The following is a 17,574-nucleotide window of genomic DNA, read 5'->3' on the forward strand; positions in this document are numbered from 1 at the left end:
TAACGAAGGAGAATCGAGTATGAGCGTTTCGCAAAAACGCATCGTCGTGACGGGAATGGGCATTGTCAGCCCACTGGGGTGCGGCGTGTCGCATGTCTGGCAATCACTGCTGCAGGGAAATTCGGGGATTTCTCGTCTGCCTGAAGATATCGTTGACGATATTCCCTGCAAAGTCGCGGGCCAGGTTCCTTCTGTCGAACAGGATCCGCAGCATGGTTTCGATCCACTGTCGGTTATTCCCACAAAAGAACGCAAAAAGATGGATCGCTTTATCGAGTTTGCGCTGGTTGCTGCGCATGAGGCGCTGAGCCAGGCAGGATGGTTTCCCGAAGATCAGGCGGCAAAGGATCGCACTGCCACGGTGATCGCCACCGGTATTGGTGGATTTAACGAGATTGCCAACGCGGTACGAATCACGGATTCACGCGGGCCTCGCCGCCTCTCTCCGTTCACCATTCCCTCTTTTCTGGCTAATCTGGCGGCAGGACACGTCTCTATTGCGCACGGTTTTCGCGGCCCTATTGGCGCGCCGGTTACCGCCTGTGCCGCAGGTGCGCAGGCAATAGGTGACGCTGCGCGGATGATCCGTAGCGGTGAAGCAGATATCGCATTATGTGGTGGCAGTGAAGCGGCTATCCACCGGGTTAGCCTCGCCGGTTTTGCCGCAGCCAGAGCGCTTTCCAGCGGATTTAATGACTTTCCGACGGCCGCATCCCGCCCCTTTGATCGCGATCGTGATGGTTTTGTAATGGGAGAAGGCGCCGGATTATTGGTCATTGAATCACTGGAACATGCACAGGCGCGTGGGGCAATGCCGCTGGCCGAGTTGGTGGGATATGGAACCAGTGCGGATGCTTATCATCTGACCGCCGGCCCCGAAGATGGGAATGGCGCACGTCGGGCAATGGAAGCCGCAATCCGTCAGGCAGGCATCAAGGCAGAGGATATCCAGCATATCAACGCGCATGCAACGTCAACACAGGTGGGTGACAAAGGTGAGCTGGCTGCAATCAAAAGCGTTTTTGGCTCAACCCCAGTGGCGGTAACGTCAACAAAATCCGCGACAGGCCACCTGCTCGGCGCAGCCGGCGGGATCGAGGCGATTTTTACCATTCAGGCTTTACGCGAACAGATTGTTCCACCGACATTGAATCTGCACAATCCCGATGATGAAGCGGATGGCGTTAATCTGGTGGCGCTGAAAGCGCGTCCACTAGGCATGCGCTACGCGTTATCGAATGGTTTTGGGTTCGGTGGTGTTAACGCCAGTTTGTTGTTGAAACGCTGGGAGTGATCGACAAAAGGGGCTTAATTGCCCTTGTTACAGACGAAAAAAAAACCGTATCTCGCGAGAGATACGGTTCTTAAAATGAGTGGCGGAACGGACGGGACTCGAACCCGCGACCCCCTGCGTGACAGGCAGGTATTCTAACCGACTGAACTACCGCTCCACCGAATTTGTCACTTCACCGGTTTTCACACCGGTTTACTGCTTAATTTGATGCCTGGCAGTTCCCTACTCTCGCATGGGGAGACCCCACACTACCATCGGCGCTACGGCGTTTCACTTCTGAGTTCGGCATGGGGTCAGGTGGGACCACCGCGCTAGTGCCGCCAGGCAAATTCTGTTTATCAGACCGCTTCCGCGCCCTGACATAATCTGTATCAAGCTGATTATCGCGTCTCTCACGCCAAAACATCTTCGGCGTTGTAAGGTTAAGCCTCACGGTTCATTAGTACCGGTTAGCTCAACGCATCGCTGCGCTTACACACCCGGCCTATCAACGTCGTCGTCTTCAACGTTCCTTCAGGAGACTCAGGGTCTCAGGGAGAACTCATCTCGGGGCAAGTTTCGTGCTTAGATGCTTTCAGCACTTATCTCTTCCGCATTTAGCTACCGGGCAGTGCCATTGGCATGACAACCCGAACACCAGTGATGCGTCCACTCCGGTCCTCTCGTACTAGGAGCAGCCCCCCTCAATTCTCCAGCGCCCACGGCAGATAGGGACCGAACTGTCTCACGACGTTCTAAACCCAGCTCGCGTACCACTTTAAATGGCGAACAGCCATACCCTTGGGACCTACTTCAGCCCCAGGATGTGATGAGCCGACATCGAGGTGCCAAACACCGCCGTCGATATGAACTCTTGGGCGGTATCAGCCTGTTATCCCCGGAGTACCTTTTATCCGTTGAGCGATGGCCCTTCCATTCAGAACCACCGGATCACTATGACCTGCTTTCGCACCTGCTCGCGCCGTCACGCTCGCAGTCAAGCCAGCTTATGCCATTGCACTAACCTCCTGATGTCCGACCAGGATTAGCTGACCTTCGTGCTCCTCCGTTACGCTTTAGGAGGAGACCGCCCCAGTCAAACTACCCACCAGACACTGTCCGCAACCCGGATTACGGGTCCACGTTAGAACATCAAACATTAAAGGGTGGTATTTCAAGGTTGGCTCCACGCAGACTGGCGTCCACGCTTCAAAGCCTCCCACCTATCCTACACATCAAGGCTCAATGTTCAGTGTCAAGCTATAGTAAAGGTTCACGGGGTCTTTCCGTCTTGCCGCGGGTACACTGCATCTTCACAGCGAGTTCAATTTCACTGAGTCTCGGGTGGAGACAGCCTGGCCATCATTACGCCATTCGTGCAGGTCGGAACTTACCCGACAAGGAATTTCGCTACCTTAGGACCGTTATAGTTACGGCCGCCGTTTACCGGGGCTTCGATCAAGAGCTTCTCCTTACGGATAACCCCATCAATTAACCTTCCGGCACCGGGCAGGCGTCACACCGTATACGTCCACTTTCGTGTTTGCACAGTGCTGTGTTTTTAATAAACAGTTGCAGCCAGCTGGTATCTTCGACTGATTTCAGCTCCGTGAGCAAGTCACTTCACCTACGCATCAGCGTGCCTTCTCCCGAAGTTACGGCACCATTTTGCCTAGTTCCTTCACCCGAGTTCTCTCAAGCGCCTTGGTATTCTCTACCTGACCACCTGTGTCGGTTTGGGGTACGATTTCGTGTTACCTGATGCTTAGAGGCTTTTCCTGGAAGCAGGGCATTTGTCACTTCAGCACCGTAGTGCCTCGTCATCACGCCTCAGTGTTAAAGCGCTCCGGATTTGCCTGGAGCACACACCTGCACGCTTAAACCGGGACAACCGTCGCCCGGATGACATAGCCTTCTCCGTCCCCCCTTCGCAGTAACACCAAGTACAGGAATATTAACCTGTTTCCCATCGACTACGCCTTTCGGCCTCGCCTTAGGGGTCGACTCACCCTGCCCCGATTAACGTTGGACAGGAACCCTTGGTCTTCCGGCGAGCGGGCTTTTCACCCGCTTTATCGTTACTTATGTCAGCATTCGCACTTCTGATACCTCCAGCATGCCTCACAGCACACCTTCACAGGCTTACAGAACGCTCCCCTACCCAACAACACATAGTGTCGCTGCCGCAGCTTCGGTGCATGGTTTAGCCCCGTTACATCTTCCGCGCAGGCCGACTCGACCAGTGAGCTATTACGCTTTCTTTAAATGATGGCTGCTTCTAAGCCAACATCCTGGCTGTCTGGGCCTTCCCACATCGTTTCCCACTTAACCATGACTTTGGGACCTTAGCTGGCGGTCTGGGTTGTTTCCCTCTTCACGACGGACGTTAGCACCCGCCGTGTGTCTCCCGTGATAACATTCTCCGGTATTCGCAGTTTGCATCGGGTTGGTAAGCCGGGATGGCCCCCTAGCCGAAACAGTGCTCTACCCCCGGAGATGAATTCACGAGGCGCTACCTAAATAGCTTTCGGGGAGAACCAGCTATCTCCCGGTTTGATTGGCCTTTCACCCCCAGCCACAAGTCATCCGCTAATTTTTCAACATTAGTCGGTTCGGTCCTCCAGTTAGTGTTACCCAACCTTCAACCTGCCCATGGCTAGATCACCGGGTTTCGGGTCTATACCCTGCAACTTAACGCCCAGTTAAGACTCGGTTTCCCTTCGGCTCCCCTATTCGGTTAACCTTGCTACAGAATATAAGTCGCTGACCCATTATACAAAAGGTACGCAGTCACACCCCAAAGGGTGCTCCCACTGCTTGTACGTACACGGTTTCAGGTTCTTTTTCACTCCCCTCGCCGGGGTTCTTTTCGCCTTTCCCTCACGGTACTGGTTCACTATCGGTCAGTCAGGAGTATTTAGCCTTGGAGGATGGTCCCCCCATATTCAGACAGGATACCACGTGTCCCGCCCTACTCATCGAGCTCACAACCTGTGCATTTTTGTGTACGGGGCTGTCACCCTGTATCGCGCGACTTTCCAGACGCTTCCACTAACACACAAGCTGATTCTGGCTCTGGGCTCCTCCCCGTTCGCTCGCCGCTACTGGGGGAATCTCGGTTGATTTCTTTTCCTCGGGGTACTTAGATGTTTCAGTTCCCCCGGTTCGCCTCATTAACCTATGGATTCAGTTAATGATAGTGTGACGAGTCACACTGGGTTTCCCCATTCGGACATCGCCGGTTATAACGGTTCATATCACCTTACCGGCGCTTTTCGCAGATTAGCACGTCCTTCATCGCCTCTGACTGCCAGGGCATCCACCGTGTACGCTTGGTCGCTTAACCTCACAACCCGAAGATGTTTCTTGCGATCCATCATCAGTTGTGAAAATTTGAGAGACTCGCAGAACAGTTCGCACTGTTCTGTGTTTCAATTTTCAGCTTGATCCAGATTTTTAAAGAGCAAAACTTCGCAGCACACACAGAATGTGTACTCTGAAGTTTTCTTGGTTCAGACAGTAAAAGATGGTGGAGCTATGCGGGATCGAACCGCAGACCTCCTGCGTGCAAAGCAGGCGCTCTCCCAGCTGAGCTATAGCCCCATCGTAGTTAATCTCGTGTACCCGTAATTTTTCCTGAGACAAGGCGCGAAATGGCGAAACATACTTTCGTATGTGAGTCATTTCGCAACACAGTATTCAGGGAAAATTTGGTAGGCCTGAGTGGACTTGAACCACCGACCTCACCCTTATCAGGGGTGCGCTCTAACCACCTGAGCTACAAGCCTGCAGAGATTTTTTACTGCCCGTTTTTCATCAGACAATCTGTGTGAGCACTGCAAAGGCAGGTTCTTTAAGGTAAGGAGGTGATCCAACCGCAGGTTCCCCTACGGTTACCTTGTTACGACTTCACCCCAGTCATGAATCACAAAGTGGTAAGCGCCCTCCCGAAGGTTAAGCTACCTACTTCTTTTGCAACCCACTCCCATGGTGTGACGGGCGGTGTGTACAAGGCCCGGGAACGTATTCACCGTGGCATTCTGATCCACGATTACTAGCGATTCCGACTTCATGGAGTCGAGTTGCAGACTCCAATCCGGACTACGACGCACTTTATGAGGTCCGCTTGCTCTCGCGAGGTCGCTTCTCTTTGTATGCGCCATTGTAGCACGTGTGTAGCCCTGGTCGTAAGGGCCATGATGACTTGACGTCATCCCCACCTTCCTCCAGTTTATCACTGGCAGTCTCCTTTGAGTTCCCGGCCGGACCGCTGGCAACAAAGGATAAGGGTTGCGCTCGTTGCGGGACTTAACCCAACATTTCACAACACGAGCTGACGACAGCCATGCAGCACCTGTCTCACAGTTCCCGAAGGCACATTCCCATCTCTGGAAACTTCTGTGGATGTCAAGACCAGGTAAGGTTCTTCGCGTTGCATCGAATTAAACCACATGCTCCACCGCTTGTGCGGGCCCCCGTCAATTCATTTGAGTTTTAACCTTGCGGCCGTACTCCCCAGGCGGTCGATTTAACGCGTTAGCTCCGGAAGCCACGCCTCAAGGGCACAACCTCCAAATCGACATCGTTTACAGCGTGGACTACCAGGGTATCTAATCCTGTTTGCTCCCCACGCTTTCGCACCTGAGCGTCAGTCTTCGTCCAGGAGGCCGCCTTCGCCACCGGTATTCCTCCAGATCTCTACGCATTTCACCGCTACACCTGGAATTCTACCTCCCTCTACGAGACTCCAGCCTGCCAGTTTCGAATGCAGTTCCCAGGTTGAGCCCGGGGATTTCACATCCGACTTGACAGACCGCCTGCGTGCGCTTTACGCCCAGTAATTCCGATTAACGCTTGCACCCTCCGTATTACCGCGGCTGCTGGCACGGAGTTAGCCGGTGCTTCTTCTGCGGGTAACGTCAATTGCTGTGGTTATTAACCACAACACCTTCCTCCCCGCTGAAAGTACTTTACAACCCGAAGGCCTTCTTCATACACGCGGCATGGCTGCATCAGGCTTGCGCCCATTGTGCAATATTCCCCACTGCTGCCTCCCGTAGGAGTCTGGACCGTGTCTCAGTTCCAGTGTGGCTGGTCATCCTCTCAGACCAGCTAGGGATCGTCGCCTAGGTGAGCCGTTACCCCACCTACTAGCTAATCCCATCTGGGCACATCTGATGGCAAGAGGCCCGAAGGTCCCCCTCTTTGGTCTTGCGACGTTATGCGGTATTAGCTACCGTTTCCAGTAGTTATCCCCCTCCATCAGGCAGTTTCCCAGACATTACTCACCCGTCCGCCACTCGTCACCCAAGGAGCAAGCTCCTCTGTGCTACCGTCCGACTTGCATGTGTTAGGCCTGCCGCCAGCGTTCAATCTGAGCCATGATCAAACTCTTCAATTTAAAAGTTTGATGCTCATCGAATTAAACTTCGTAATGAATTACGTGTTCACTCGTGAGACTTGGTATTCATTTAGCGTCCTGAGACGTTTAAGAATCCATGTCACTTTGAGTGCCCACACAGATTGTCTGATAAATTGTTAAAGAGCAGTTGCGACGCGCTTTAGCGCTCTGTCGCGAGGTGGCGTATATTACGCTTTCCTCTTTCAGAGTCAACCCTGATTTTCAGGATTTTTCTCTTTCGACTCACCGTCGCTGCGAGCTGTTGTTCGCTGAGCGCCGTGTCGATGGAGGCGCATTATAGGGGGCCAGAAAGGAATGACAAGCGGAAAAATGCATTTTTATTTCAACCGCTCATCTTTTCATCATAACGGCTACTTTTGATGCTTTTTAATGGCTGCGGGCAGCTCCGCCAAGCTATTAATCACCCAATCCGCACTGTTTTCCGCTTCCGGCGTCACAGGCTTGCCGGTCCGCACCAGAACTTTCGTCCCGACCTGAGCCGCAGTCGCCGCCTGCATATCTTCAATTTTGTCACCCACCATATAAGACGCGGCCATATCAATGTGCAGGAAATCGCGCGCCGAGATAAACATCCCCGGATGCGGCTTACGGCAATCACACACCTGACGGAACTCTTCGACACTACCCTGCGGATGATGCGGACAATAATAGATACCATCCAAATCAACGCCCCGGTCAGCCAACGACCAGTCCATCCATTCGGTCAGTGTTTCGAATTGTGCTTCGGTGAATTTACCGCGCGCAATGCCAGACTGGTTCGTCACCAACACCAGGGCAAAGCCCATTTCTTTTAATTCGCGCATGGCATCAATGACGCCATCAATAAATTCGAAGTTATCGATCTCATGGACATAGCCGTGATCGACATTAATCGTGCCGTCACGATCGAGAAAAATAGCGGGTACTGACTTTGCCACGGGTTTACTCCTGAAAAAGGCCTATGCGCCTAGTATCTCATGTTTCGCTACGCAGGAAAGTGCTCATCGCGCAGAGCGACATTGATTTAGACGTCTGGATGCCTTACCATCCGCTGTGTTTACGGGCATCCCCCGTAACCGGCAGAAGAAAATGCCACGGCTCACTCCTATACGATAAAAATAATCTGATGATTAAACTTTCGAATATCACCAAAGTGTTCCAGCAGGGGAACCGCACAATTCAGGCGCTGAAAGACGTCAGCCTGCATGTTCCTGCTGGTCAAATTTATGGCGTTATTGGCGCGTCAGGCGCCGGTAAAAGTACGCTGATCCGCTGCGTCAATCTGCTTGAGCGCCCAACGCAGGGCAACGTGCTGGTTGACGGTCAGGAACTGACGCAACTTTCCGAAGCGGAATTAACCAAAGCCCGTCGCCAGATTGGCATGATCTTCCAGCACTTTAACTTGCTCGCCTCCCGCACCGTGTTCGGCAATGTGGCCTTACCGCTGGAGCTGGATAACACCCCGCGTGAAGAGATTAATCGCCGGGTGAAAGAGCTGCTTGAGCTGGTTGGTTTAGGTGATAAGCATGATAGCTATCCGGCAAACCTGTCCGGCGGGCAAAAACAACGCGTCGCTATCGCACGTGCGCTGGCCAGCAACCCAAAAGTTCTGCTGTGCGACGAAGCCACCAGCGCGCTGGATCCAGCAACCACCCGCTCTATTCTTGAGTTGCTGAAAGACATTAACCGCCGTCTGGGTCTGACTATCCTGCTTATCACGCATGAAATGGACGTGGTGAAACGTATCTGTGACTGCGTCGCGGTGATCAGCAATGGCGAGTTGATTGAGCAAGATACGGTGAGCGAAGTGTTTTCCCATCCGAAAACGCCGCTGGCGCAGCAATTTATTCAGTCCACATTGCATCTCGATATCCCGGAAGATTACCTGCAGCGCTTACAGGCCGAACCGCATAAAGATAGCGTGCCAATGCTGCGTATGGAATTTACCGGTCAGTCGGTGGATGCGCCGCTGCTGTCGGAAACCGCGCGCCGCTTCAATGTGAACAACAATATCATCAGCGCGCAGATGGATTACGCAGGCGGCGTGAAGTTCGGCATTATGTTGACAGAGATGCACGGCACTCAACAAGATACGCAAGCAGCCATCGCCTGGTTGCAGGAACACCATGTAAAAGTAGAGGTACTCGGTTATGTCTGAGGCAATGATGTGGCTCTTTGCCCGCAGCATCTGGGAAACGTTGTTTATGACCTTTGCTTCAGGCTTTTTGGGGTTTGTCGTCGGTCTGCCGTTTGGTGTGCTGCTGTACGTCACCCGTCCGGGTCAGATTATGCAAAACCCGGGGCTCTATCGGGTGATTTCAGCGCTGGTTAACGTGTTTCGCTCCATTCCGTTTATCATTTTACTGGTATGGATGATCCCCTTTACCCGCATTATTGTCGGCACCTCTATTGGTTTGTATGCGGTCATTGTTCCGCTAACAGTAGGCGCCGCGCCGTTTATTGCCCGTATGGTGGAAAACACCCTGCTTGAGCTGCCGGCAGGTTTAATTGAGGCTTCCCGCGCGATGGGCGCTACGCCGATGCAGATTATTCGTAAGGTACTGCTGCCAGAAGCGCTGCCCGGCCTGATCAACGCCGCGACCATTACGCTCATCACGCTGGTAGGTTACTCCGCAATGGGCGGCGCAGTAGGCGCAGGCGGCTTAGGTCAATTGGGTATCCAATATGGCTATGTGACCTACAATCCATTAGTGATGAATACCGTACTGATATTGCTCGTGGTTTTGGTTTACCTCATTCAGTTCGCTGGCGATCGCATCGTCCGGGCTGTAACGCACAAATAACGTTACACACAACATAACGACTCTGATAGTAAGGAAAATAACATGGCTTTTAAATTCAAGACCTTTGCGGCAGTCGGCGCGCTGCTTGGATCTCTGGCGCTGGTCGGCTGCGGCCAGGATGAAAAGGATCCGAATCACATCAAAGTCGGTGTGATTGTGGGCGCTGAGCAGCAGGTTGCAGAAGTGGCGCAGAAAGTTGCCAAAGAGAAATACGGTCTCGATGTTGAGCTGGTGACCTTTAATGACTACGTTCTGCCGAACGAAGCGCTCAGCAAAGGTGACATTGATGCCAACGCATTCCAGCACAAACCGTACCTGGATCAGCAGATCAAAGATCGCGGTTTCAAACTGGTTCCGGTCGGCAACACCTTCGTTTACCCGATTGCAGGCTACTCCAAAAAAATCAAAGCGCTGTCTGAACTGCAGGACGGTTCTCAGGTAGCAGTGCCGAACGATCCGACCAACCTGGGCCGTTCTCTGCTGCTGCTGCAGAAACAGGGTCTGCTCAAGCTGAAAGACGGTATTGGTCTGCTGCCAACAGTGCTGGACATCACCGAAAACCCGAAAAACCTGAAGATTGTTGAGCTGGAAGCACCACAGCTGCCACGTTCACTGGATGATGCGCAGATCGCACTGGCAGTGATTAACACCACCTACGCCAGCCAGATTGGCCTGACCCCGGCCAAAGACGGTATCTTTGTTGAAGATAAAGATTCCCCGTATGTAAACCTGATCGTCGCTCGCGAAGATAACAAAGACGCGGAAAACGTGAAGAAATTCGTCCAGGCATACCAGTCTGACGAAGTTAACGAAGCGGCAAACAAAGTCTTCAACGGCGGCGCAGTGAAAGGCTGGTAATCTCCTCAGTCTGTAATATCATTCAAGGCGGGCGAAAGCCCGTCTTGTCATTTGTGCACGCGCCTGATTCAATAAGCCGCGTTTAGAACATTTCATTGAGGATATATTATGCGTGCTTTACCGATCTGTTTATTAGCACTGATGCTAAGCGGCTGTTCCTTGCTAAGCAGATCTCCCGCCGAACCTGTAAAAAGCACCGCAGTCGCACCAAAAGCCGAGCCGGAAAAACCGAAAGTCGTACGTCCCGCGCCAGTACGGATTATCACCAACGCAGAAGAGTTAGTCGGTAAGCCGTTCCGCGATCTGGGTGAAGTCTCCGGTGACTCCTGCCAGGCAAGCAACCAGGACTCTCCGCCGAACATCCCGACTGCGCGCAAACGCATGCAAATCAATGCGTCTAAGATGAAAGCCAACGCCGTTCTGTTGCATAGCTGTGAAGTTACCAGCGGCACGCCGGGTTGCTACCGTCAGGCCATTTGCGTTGGCTCCGCCCTCAACATCTCGGCGAAATGAGCACCTTTGCTTTCGAACAGATAGGCGTTATTCGTTCGCCGTACAAAGAGAAGTTTGCCGTGCCACGCCAGCCAGGTCTGGTGAAACATGGCGGCGGCGAACTTCACTTACTTCCTCCCTATAATCAGGCCGAAGCCGTACGCGGCCTGGAAGCATTCAGCCATCTGTGGGTCCTTTTCGTTTTCCATCAAACGATGGAAGGCGGCTGGCGCCCGACCGTGCGCCCTCCGCGCCTCGGCGGCAATGCCCGGATGGGCGTGTTTGCCACCCGATCCACTTTCCGCCCTAACCCGATTGGCATGTCACTGGTTGAACTCAACGGTATTCGTTGCCAGAAAGATCAGGTTATCCTGCAACTGGGCAGTCTGGATCTGGTCGATGGCACGCCGGTCGTGGATATCAAACCGTACCTGCCTTTTGCCGAAGCGCTGCCCGATGCGCAAGCCAGCTACGCACAACAGGCTCCCGCCGCAGACATTCCGGTCTTTTTTACGCCGGAAATCGAGTTGCAACTGGCTGCGCTGGCAACGCGTTACCCGCAGTTAAAAGCCTTTCTGGTTGACGTTCTGGCGCAGGATCCGCGACCGGCTTACCGTAAAGATGAAGAGCAGGGAAAAACCTATGCGGTCTGGCTGCTGGATTTTAACGTGCGCTGGCGCGTGACCGATGCGGGATTCGAAGTGTTTGCGCTCGAAGCACGCTAATTTTATTCCCCTCTCTTTTGGCATCTCTGCCAGGCTGATAAACTAAACCACTTTTTTTGTGTCAGGCCCGCCCCGGGCCTGCTCCAATTGTCCAAATGGAACCGTAACAACATGCGTACTAGCCAATATCTGCTCTCCACCCTGAAGGAGACGCCTGCCGACGCCGAAGTCATCAGCCACCAGCTGATGCTGCGCGCCGGGATGATCCGCAAACTGGCCTCCGGGTTGTATACCTGGCTGCCGACCGGTGTGCGTGTTCTGAAAAAAGTCGAAAACATCGTGCGTGAAGAGATGAATAACGCCGGTGCGATTGAGGTGTCGATGCCAGTCGTGCAGCCAGCGGATCTGTGGCAGGAAAGCGGTCGCTGGGAGCAATATGGCCCGGAATTGCTGCGTTTTGTCGATCGCGGCGAACGTCCGTTTGTGCTCGGTCCGACCCACGAAGAAGTGATCACGGATTTGATCCGCAATGAGCTGAACTCTTACAAACAGCTCCCGCTGAACTTCTTCCAGATCCAGACCAAGTTCCGTGACGAAGTGCGCCCGCGCTTTGGCGTGATGCGCTCCCGCGAGTTCCTGATGAAAGATGCTTACTCTTTCCATACTTCTCAGGAATCCCTGCAGGAAACGTACGATGCCATGTACGCCGCTTACAGCAAAATATTCAGCCGTATGGACCTGGATTTCCGCGCAGTACAAGCGGACACCGGTTCAATTGGTGGTAGTGCATCGCACGAATTCCAGGTGCTGGCGCAGAGTGGTGAAGACGATGTGATCTTCTCTGACTCGTCTGATTTTGCCGCTAACATTGAGTTTGCCGAAGCGCTGGCACCGAAAGAGCCGCGCGCTGCCGCGACGCAGGAAATGACGCTGGTTGATACGCCGAATGCAAAAACCATCGCCGAGCTGGTTGAACAGTTTAATCTGCCGATTGAGAAAACCGTTAAAACGCTGCTGGTGAAAGCCACAGAAGAGAGCGGTTCTGCGCTGGTTGCGCTGTTGGTACGCGGCGATCACGAACTGAACGAAGTCAAAGCCGAGAAATTACCGCAGGTTGCTGCGCCGTTGACCTTCGCTACCGAAGCGGAAATCCGCGCGGTTGTGAATGCAGGCCCGGGCTCCCTCGGCCCGGTCAATATGCCGATTCCGGTGATCATTGACCGTACCGTTGCGGCGATGAGCGATTTCTCCGCTGGCGCGAATATCGACGGTAAACACTACTTCGGCATTAACTGGGATCGCGATGTGGCCACCCCGGTTGTTGCGGATATCCGCAATGTGGTTGCCGGCGATCCAAGCCCGGATGGCAAAGGGACGCTGCTGATCAAACGCGGTATCGAAGTCGGCCATATCTTCCAACTGGGCACCAAATACTCCCAGGCGCTGAACGCTGCAGTGCAAGGTGAAGATGGTCGTAACCAGATCCTGACCATGGGTTGCTATGGTATCGGTGTTACCCGCGTGGTTGCCGCCGCGATTGAGCAGAACCATGACGAGCGCGGTATCGTCTGGCCGGATGCGATTGCACCGTTCCAGGTTGCCATTCTGCCGATGAACATGCACAAATCCTACCGTGTGCAGGAACTGGCGGAAAAACTGTACGCTGAGCTGCGCGCACAAGGTATTGAAGTGCTGATGGATGACCGTAAAGAGCGTCCGGGCGTTATGTTTGCCGACATGGAACTGATTGGTATTCCGCACACCATCGTGATTGGCGACCGCAACCTCGACAACGACGATATTGAATACAAATATCGTCGCAACGGCGAGAAGCAACTGATCAAAACCGGTGATATCCTGGATTACCTGGTTAACGCCATCAAAGGCTAAGCGCCACACAAACAAAAGCCCCGTACGGGGCTTTTTTATTGCGGCTAACACAACGCGGGATTAGTCGTCACAGTTCTTTTTGGCGTCGAACTTGCCCTTGTGGTTCGTCACCAGCATCTTCTGCGGCGCGCCGGTATCCGGATTCGGCTCCACGGCAAAATGCCCGTCGACCACCAGCAAAATAGGTTTGGTCTCTGTGCCACGCGCCGCCGCATAGTCGCGTTCAAGCTGCGCATTGCTGGCAACCGCGACTTTCATGCCCGTGGCGCAATCGGTAAAGACGGCGGCATCGGCCATGTACATATACATACCACGCATCGCCATTGGTGTGGCAGGCAGTGCGGCTTTTACCGGTTGAAGTGTGTAGTTAAGCTCTGAGGTTATAGGGTTGCCTTCCCTGTCCAACATCTCCAGCGCTTCGCCTTTAGCACGGAAATAGATTTTCTCACCGTGCGTATCGGTCAGGATAAGTTTATCCGCCGTGCGCGCCCACTTGCCGTACGAACCAAAAACGGATGGCGCTTTTCCGCCCTGATAGCGCTGGTTCATTACCCAGCTACCGTCTTTGGCCAGAAACAGGGAGGTTTCAATCCCTTCGCAATCCGCGCAGGGCAACACGCCGCGCCAGCTCTGCTGCATCGGTTTCAGTTCTTCAACCTGCGTGGGCTGCACCATTTCAACATCGCCGCGGTTATTGCATCCGATGAGGGCGAAAAGCAATCCACCCACTACCGCCGACAAAATCGCCTTATTCACTCGTTATTCCTTATGAATCGTTCTGTTGAAGTCCGTCAGCCATCATGACGACGAACCTTTCCACGTAGCGCTTTCACAGAAGACTTTTGCGCTTTCGTCGTTAACCGACGCTCTTTCGAGGCGCGCGTCGGGCGCGTTGCCCGGCGGCTCTTCTGCACCACCGTCAATTCTTTTATCAACGCCACCAGGCGGGCGATCGCCGCTTCGCGATTCATCTCCTGGCTGCGGTACTCCTGCGCTTTTATCACTATCCAGCCTTCGCTGCTAATCAGATGGTGCGAAGCGTCAAGTAAACGTGCTTTGTAATACTCTGGCAGGCTGGACGCCCGAATGTCAAAACGCAGGTGAATGGCCGTTGAACTCTTATTCACATGCTGACCACCCGCCCCCTGCGAGCGAACTGCGGTGATCTCCAGTTCGTCGTCGGCAATGGCAACTGCGCGGGAAATTTCAATCATTACGGCTGTTGCCAGGATTCAAGGTGGATCTCAAGATTCTGACTGTCGTCCGAAAGCCAGATCGCGCCATCCTGCAATGTTGCCTGTAAATTCATGGTGCGATCGTCGGCAAAGCCACTCAGCCCGGCCAGTTGCGCATCATCCAGATACCAGATGCTCAGGTTGCTGAACGCCGCGCAGCGCGTCTGGTTTTGCTGCCACCAAATTTGCGCCGCGCGTGAATTATAGGTAAATAACGCCACCTCTTTTGCCTGGGTACAGGCTTTCTTCAGCCGCTTTTCGTCCGGCAGGCCCAACTCGATCCACAGATCAATGCCCAGATAATCATTGCGCAACCAGGCTTCCGGCTCATCGTCTGCGCTTAACCCGCGAGTAAATTGCAGACGTTCATCGGCATATTTTATCCAGGCCAGCAGGCGCAGCATCATGCGCTCTTGTGTCTCGGAAGGATGGCGTGCCAGCGTCAATGAGGCATCTAAAAACTGATTACGATCGAGATCGGCAACGTTGACCATTGCTTTATAAATTGTCGCTTTTAGCGCCATAACACCACTCCTTCATAAAATGGCCGCTATTGTAACGAATCCCGGCATAAAGCGCTGTTATCTCTTGCGCGTGCAGGTATTCATCACTCTGATAATGATTAACAAGCTGTGGTATAGTCACCTTGCTAAACAGAGTGTATGTTCGTAGGCTTAGTGTTATCTCACAGTAAAGTCAGGTTGCTGACAGGAGGTGATGTGAACAATTATTGTGAGTTAGTGCGTAAACGCTATGCAGAAATTGCCAGCGGAGATCTCGGGTATATCCCGGACGCGCTGGGGTGCGTATTGAAAGTGTTAAATGAAATGGCGTCGGATGACACCCTTTCAGAGTCGGTCAGGGAAAAGGCGGCGTACGCTGCCGCGAACTTACTGGTGAGCGATTATGTCAATGAATGATGCCTATCAACCCATCAACTGTGATGACTATGACAACCTTGAGCTCGCCTGCCAGCATCATCTTTTACTGGCGCTGGAACTGAAAGACGGCGAGAAACTCAGTGCCAAAGCCAACGATTTAGTCTCACGTAAAAATGTGGAGTATCTGGTGGTCGACGTGGCGGGCACCGCGCGTGAACTGCGTCTCGACAAAATTGCCAGCTTCAGCCATCCCGAAATCGGCACCGTTGTGGTGAGCGAGTCCTGATTGTTTTGCGGGCAGCGCATGTTGCCCGTTATTCTTGCTTCCACACCAGTCGCACGCCGTTCTGACCCGCTTCTTTAATGCCCTCTTGTGTCACAAACACCCCGGCCGCCGCTATCAATGTTTCGCCATAGAACAGCAGTGGTGTGGTATCGCGACGCCAGGGGGCAACGCCAAGCTCCTGCCAAATCTTCTTCAGCTTGCGTCCACCGTTACGCCCGACAATGTGCAGTAACCCCGGAGCCTGGAAACGTACCGACACCGCTTCATGCGCCTGCGGTGCGCGTAATTCACCGCCAGCCAGCAATGACAGCGTCCCCAGTTCCGCCGGTAAGATCAGCGGTTCAGAAATGCATTCCCACGCAAGCTGCGTCCCCCGCTGGCTCATACGCCGTTTGTTCCACCATAATCTACCCTGATAACGGCGAACGTCATATTCTCCCAGCCGCAGCGCAGGCTCGGCATCATCGCGGGCCAGCGCCACTTCCTGCCATAAACGGTTAAGCATTGCCCGCGAGGGCATCGCAGCCCCCTGCTGTGCCAACCAGCGACGCAGCAACGCATTGCGCCGTACCTCACTGATATCGAGCAGTGAGGCAATATTTAGTGTGCCATCGGCTGTGGTCGCCGCCGCCAGTTCACTGGCCAGCAGCTCATCCAGCAGTTGCTCCTGTTCTCCGCACAGCGCAGCGCTACGCGCTGTGGCCGATGCAAAATGTGGCCAGCGAGCGGTCAATAAAGGCAGGATCTGTAAGCGTAAAAAATTGCGATCGAAGCTGGCATCGGCATTACTTTCATCTTCGATCCAGCATAAATCATGCGTCAGCGCCCACTGATGCAACGCATGTCGCGTGTGATGAAGGAGCGGGCGAATAAGCTGTGTTCCGGCAAACGGCAGACTTTCCGGCATCGCGGCAAGCCCGGCGGGCCCACTACCGCGTTTTAGTGCCAGTAAAAATGTTTCACACTGATCATCTAAATGCTGGGCAGTTAGCAGGACTTCTCCGGCCTGCAACGTCTGACTAAACGCCTGATAACGCGCATTACGCGCCTGCGCCTCAATACCTTCGCCATTATCCACCAGCGTCACGCGCACGACCGTTAACGGGATCTGCCAGCGTGCGCACACCTGCTCACAGTGCTGCGCCCAGTTGTCGGCATAGGGACTCAAACCGTGATGCACATGGACAGCACGCAGGCAGATATCCGGCTGTTGCTCACGCAAGCACCACAGCGTGTGCAGCAATACGGTCGAATCCAGCCCACCGCTAAACGCCACCAGAAACTGGCGCGATGTGGTTGGCAGCGAATCGAAAAGGGGTGTGGTCATTGCAGTTATCAAAACGGAAACATTGCCCGGCACGTTACCGGGCAATGCCTTGTGTGGCAAGCATTACTGCTGGTAAAGCTCCAGCGGCAGGCCATCAGGATCGTTAAAGAAGGTAAACCGTTTATCGGTGTAAGGGTCAATACGGATCGCTTCACACGCTACACCATGCGCCTGAAGATGCGCCACCGCCTGATCAATATCCTCGACGCTAAACGCCAGATGGCGCAGGCCGCAGGCTTCAGGGCGGCTGGGGCGATGGGGTGGAAAGGGAAACGAAAACAGCTCAATCACATAGTGCCCGTTAAGCGCCAGGTCGCCTTTCCAGGAATCGCGGGCTTCCCGGTAGACTTCGCTTTGCAGCGTAAAACCGAGAATATAGCAGTAGAAGGCTTTGCTTTTGGCATAGTCCGTGGCAATGATAGCAATGTGATGAACCTGTTTTAAACCCAGCATGATCGCTCC

The 17,574-nt window shown here is 53.7% G+C and carries 15 protein-coding genes, 3 tRNA genes and 3 rRNA genes; 9 read left to right on the forward strand and 12 right to left on the reverse strand.

The annotated features are described in order from the left end of the window. Nucleotides 1-19 precede the first annotated feature (19 nt). Nucleotides 20-1,294, forward strand: a complete 1,275-nt coding sequence (gene fabF / locus N7922_RS20175) for a beta-ketoacyl-ACP synthase II (RefSeq protein ID WP_263097979.1) — start codon at nt 20-22, stop codon at nt 1,292-1,294. Between the two features lie 80 nt (nt 1,295-1,374). On the opposite strand, the gene N7922_RS20180 is transcribed toward fabF, so the two are convergent. The 7 genes from N7922_RS20180 to gmhB form a co-directional block, all read right to left on the reverse strand. Beyond that, a tRNA-Asp gene (locus N7922_RS20180) sits at nt 1,375-1,451 on the reverse strand. Nucleotides 1,452-1,503: 52 nt separating this feature from the next. Beyond that, nucleotides 1,504-1,619 (reverse strand): 5S ribosomal RNA (rrf, locus tag N7922_RS20185). A gap of 93 nt (nt 1,620-1,712) precedes the next feature. After that, nucleotides 1,713-4,619 (reverse strand): 23S ribosomal RNA (locus N7922_RS20190). 181 nt (nt 4,620-4,800) lie between these two features. Next, nucleotides 4,801-4,876: transfer RNA gene (locus N7922_RS20195), tRNA-Ala, on the reverse strand. Between the two features lie 108 nt (nt 4,877-4,984). Further along, nucleotides 4,985-5,061 (reverse strand) — tRNA-Ile (locus N7922_RS20200). Between the two features lie 71 nt (nt 5,062-5,132). Beyond that, nucleotides 5,133-6,674, reverse strand: a 16S ribosomal RNA gene (locus tag N7922_RS20205). Together the 16S, 23S and 5S rRNA genes with 3 tRNA genes alongside form the textbook arrangement of a ribosomal RNA operon. 371 nt (nt 6,675-7,045) lie before the next feature. Continuing rightward, nucleotides 7,046-7,612 (reverse strand): D-glycero-beta-D-manno-heptose 1,7-bisphosphate 7-phosphatase, encoded by a 567-nt coding sequence (gene gmhB / locus N7922_RS20210; RefSeq protein WP_263097980.1) that lies wholly within the window; start codon nt 7,610-7,612, stop codon nt 7,046-7,048. A 188-nt stretch (nt 7,613-7,800) separates the two neighbouring features. Here gmhB and metN point away from each other — a divergent pair, with 188 nt between their 5' ends. From metN to proS, 6 genes are all read left to right on the forward strand, one after another. Next, nucleotides 7,801-8,832, forward strand: a complete 1,032-nt coding sequence (gene metN, locus N7922_RS20215; protein WP_263097981.1) for a methionine ABC transporter ATP-binding protein MetN — start codon at nt 7,801-7,803, stop codon at nt 8,830-8,832. Then, nucleotides 8,825-9,478 (forward strand): methionine ABC transporter permease MetI, encoded by a 654-nt coding sequence (locus N7922_RS20220; protein ID WP_061497521.1) that lies wholly within the window; start codon nt 8,825-8,827, stop codon nt 9,476-9,478. The genes metN and N7922_RS20220 overlap by 8 nt, the downstream gene beginning before the upstream one ends. Nucleotides 9,479-9,520: 42 nt before the next feature. Then, nucleotides 9,521-10,336: a methionine ABC transporter substrate-binding lipoprotein MetQ gene (gene metQ, locus N7922_RS20225; RefSeq protein ID WP_263097982.1), complete on the forward strand. Its 816-nt coding sequence runs from the start codon at nt 9,521-9,523 to the stop codon at nt 10,334-10,336. 108 nt (nt 10,337-10,444) lie between these two features. Next, entirely contained in the window at nt 10,445-10,849 is a 405-nt protein-coding gene (gene rcsF / locus N7922_RS20230; protein ID WP_088237421.1) for an Rcs stress response system protein RcsF, read from the forward strand. Beyond that, complete coding sequence (gene tsaA / locus N7922_RS20235) at nt 10,846-11,553, forward strand: tRNA (N6-threonylcarbamoyladenosine(37)-N6)-methyltransferase TrmO (RefSeq protein WP_263097983.1); 708 nt, start codon at nt 10,846-10,848, stop codon at nt 11,551-11,553. Before rcsF ends, tsaA begins: the two co-directional genes overlap by 4 nt. A 111-nt stretch (nt 11,554-11,664) precedes the next feature. Next, nucleotides 11,665-13,383 (forward strand): proline--tRNA ligase, encoded by a 1,719-nt coding sequence (gene proS, locus N7922_RS20240; protein WP_088237419.1) that lies wholly within the window; start codon nt 11,665-11,667, stop codon nt 13,381-13,383. 60 nt (nt 13,384-13,443) lie between these two features. On the opposite strand, the gene nlpE is transcribed toward proS, so the two are convergent. The 3 genes from nlpE to N7922_RS20255 are packed head-to-tail and all read right to left on the reverse strand — an operon-like array spanning nt 13,444 to nt 15,142. Further along, nucleotides 13,444-14,139 (reverse strand): envelope stress response activation lipoprotein NlpE, encoded by a 696-nt coding sequence (gene nlpE, locus N7922_RS20245; protein WP_263097984.1) that lies wholly within the window; start codon nt 14,137-14,139, stop codon nt 13,444-13,446. Between the two features lie 35 nt (nt 14,140-14,174). Next, nucleotides 14,175-14,597 carry an alternative ribosome rescue aminoacyl-tRNA hydrolase ArfB gene (gene arfB, locus N7922_RS20250; protein ID WP_263097985.1) on the reverse strand — a complete coding sequence of 141 codons (423 nt, stop codon included), beginning with the start codon at nt 14,595-14,597 and terminating at the stop codon, nt 14,175-14,177. Then, nucleotides 14,597-15,142: a YaeQ family protein gene (locus tag N7922_RS20255; RefSeq protein ID WP_263097986.1), complete on the reverse strand. Its 546-nt coding sequence runs from the start codon at nt 15,140-15,142 to the stop codon at nt 14,597-14,599. Before N7922_RS20255 ends, arfB begins: the two co-directional genes overlap by 1 nt. A 195-nt stretch (nt 15,143-15,337) precedes the next feature. On the opposite strand from N7922_RS20255, the gene N7922_RS20260 reads away from it, so the two are divergent. Together N7922_RS20260 and rof are read left to right on the forward strand one after the other, a co-directional pair. After that, nucleotides 15,338-15,538 carry a YaeP family protein gene (locus tag N7922_RS20260; RefSeq protein WP_007373244.1) on the forward strand — a complete coding sequence of 67 codons (201 nt, stop codon included), beginning with the start codon at nt 15,338-15,340 and terminating at the stop codon, nt 15,536-15,538. Then, nucleotides 15,525-15,785, forward strand: a complete 261-nt coding sequence (rof, locus tag N7922_RS20265; protein WP_061497537.1) for a Rho-binding antiterminator — start codon at nt 15,525-15,527, stop codon at nt 15,783-15,785. The genes N7922_RS20260 and rof overlap by 14 nt, the downstream gene beginning before the upstream one ends. A 28-nt stretch (nt 15,786-15,813) precedes the next feature. Here rof and tilS read toward each other — a convergent pair whose 3' ends face one another. Together tilS and N7922_RS20275 are read right to left on the reverse strand one after the other, a co-directional pair. Next, entirely contained in the window at nt 15,814-17,112 is a 1,299-nt protein-coding gene (gene tilS / locus N7922_RS20270; RefSeq protein ID WP_263097987.1) for a tRNA lysidine(34) synthetase TilS, read from the reverse strand. Between the two features lie 63 nt (nt 17,113-17,175). After that, nucleotides 17,176-17,565: a VOC family protein gene (locus tag N7922_RS20275; protein WP_263097988.1), complete on the reverse strand. Its 390-nt coding sequence runs from the start codon at nt 17,563-17,565 to the stop codon at nt 17,176-17,178. Nucleotides 17,566-17,574: the final 9 nt, after the last annotated feature.

Source organism: Kosakonia sp. ML.JS2a (genome assembly GCF_025642095.1).
In the GTDB taxonomy this organism is placed as follows: domain Bacteria; phylum Pseudomonadota; class Gammaproteobacteria; order Enterobacterales; family Enterobacteriaceae.

Excerpts from the sequence above, each read along its gene's own strand:
- metQ (WP_263097982.1), top strand. The coding sequence starts at position 9,521 with ATGGCTTTTAAATTCAAGACCTTTGCGGCAGTCGGCGCGCTGCTTGGA.
- metN (WP_263097981.1), top strand. The coding sequence starts at position 7,801 with ATGATTAAACTTTCGAATATCACCAAAGTGTTCCAGCAGGGGAACCGC.
- arfB (WP_263097985.1), bottom strand. The coding sequence starts at position 14,597 with ATGATTGAAATTTCCCGCGCAGTTGCCATTGCCGACGACGAACTGGAG.
- N7922_RS20255 (WP_263097986.1), bottom strand. The coding sequence starts at position 15,142 with ATGGCGCTAAAAGCGACAATTTATAAAGCAATGGTCAACGTTGCCGAT.
- N7922_RS20220 (WP_061497521.1), top strand. The coding sequence starts at position 8,825 with ATGTCTGAGGCAATGATGTGGCTCTTTGCCCGCAGCATCTGGGAAACG.
- rcsF (WP_088237421.1), top strand. The coding sequence starts at position 10,445 with ATGCGTGCTTTACCGATCTGTTTATTAGCACTGATGCTAAGCGGCTGT.
- rof (WP_061497537.1), top strand. The coding sequence starts at position 15,525 with ATGTCAATGAATGATGCCTATCAACCCATCAACTGTGATGACTATGAC.
- tilS (WP_263097987.1), bottom strand. The coding sequence starts at position 17,112 with ATGACCACACCCCTTTTCGATTCGCTGCCAACCACATCGCGCCAGTTT.
- N7922_RS20275 (WP_263097988.1), bottom strand. The coding sequence starts at position 17,565 with ATGCTGGGTTTAAAACAGGTTCATCACATTGCTATCATTGCCACGGAC.
- fabF (WP_263097979.1), top strand. The coding sequence starts at position 20 with ATGAGCGTTTCGCAAAAACGCATCGTCGTGACGGGAATGGGCATTGTC.
- proS (WP_088237419.1), top strand. The coding sequence starts at position 11,665 with ATGCGTACTAGCCAATATCTGCTCTCCACCCTGAAGGAGACGCCTGCC.
- tsaA (WP_263097983.1), top strand. The coding sequence starts at position 10,846 with ATGAGCACCTTTGCTTTCGAACAGATAGGCGTTATTCGTTCGCCGTAC.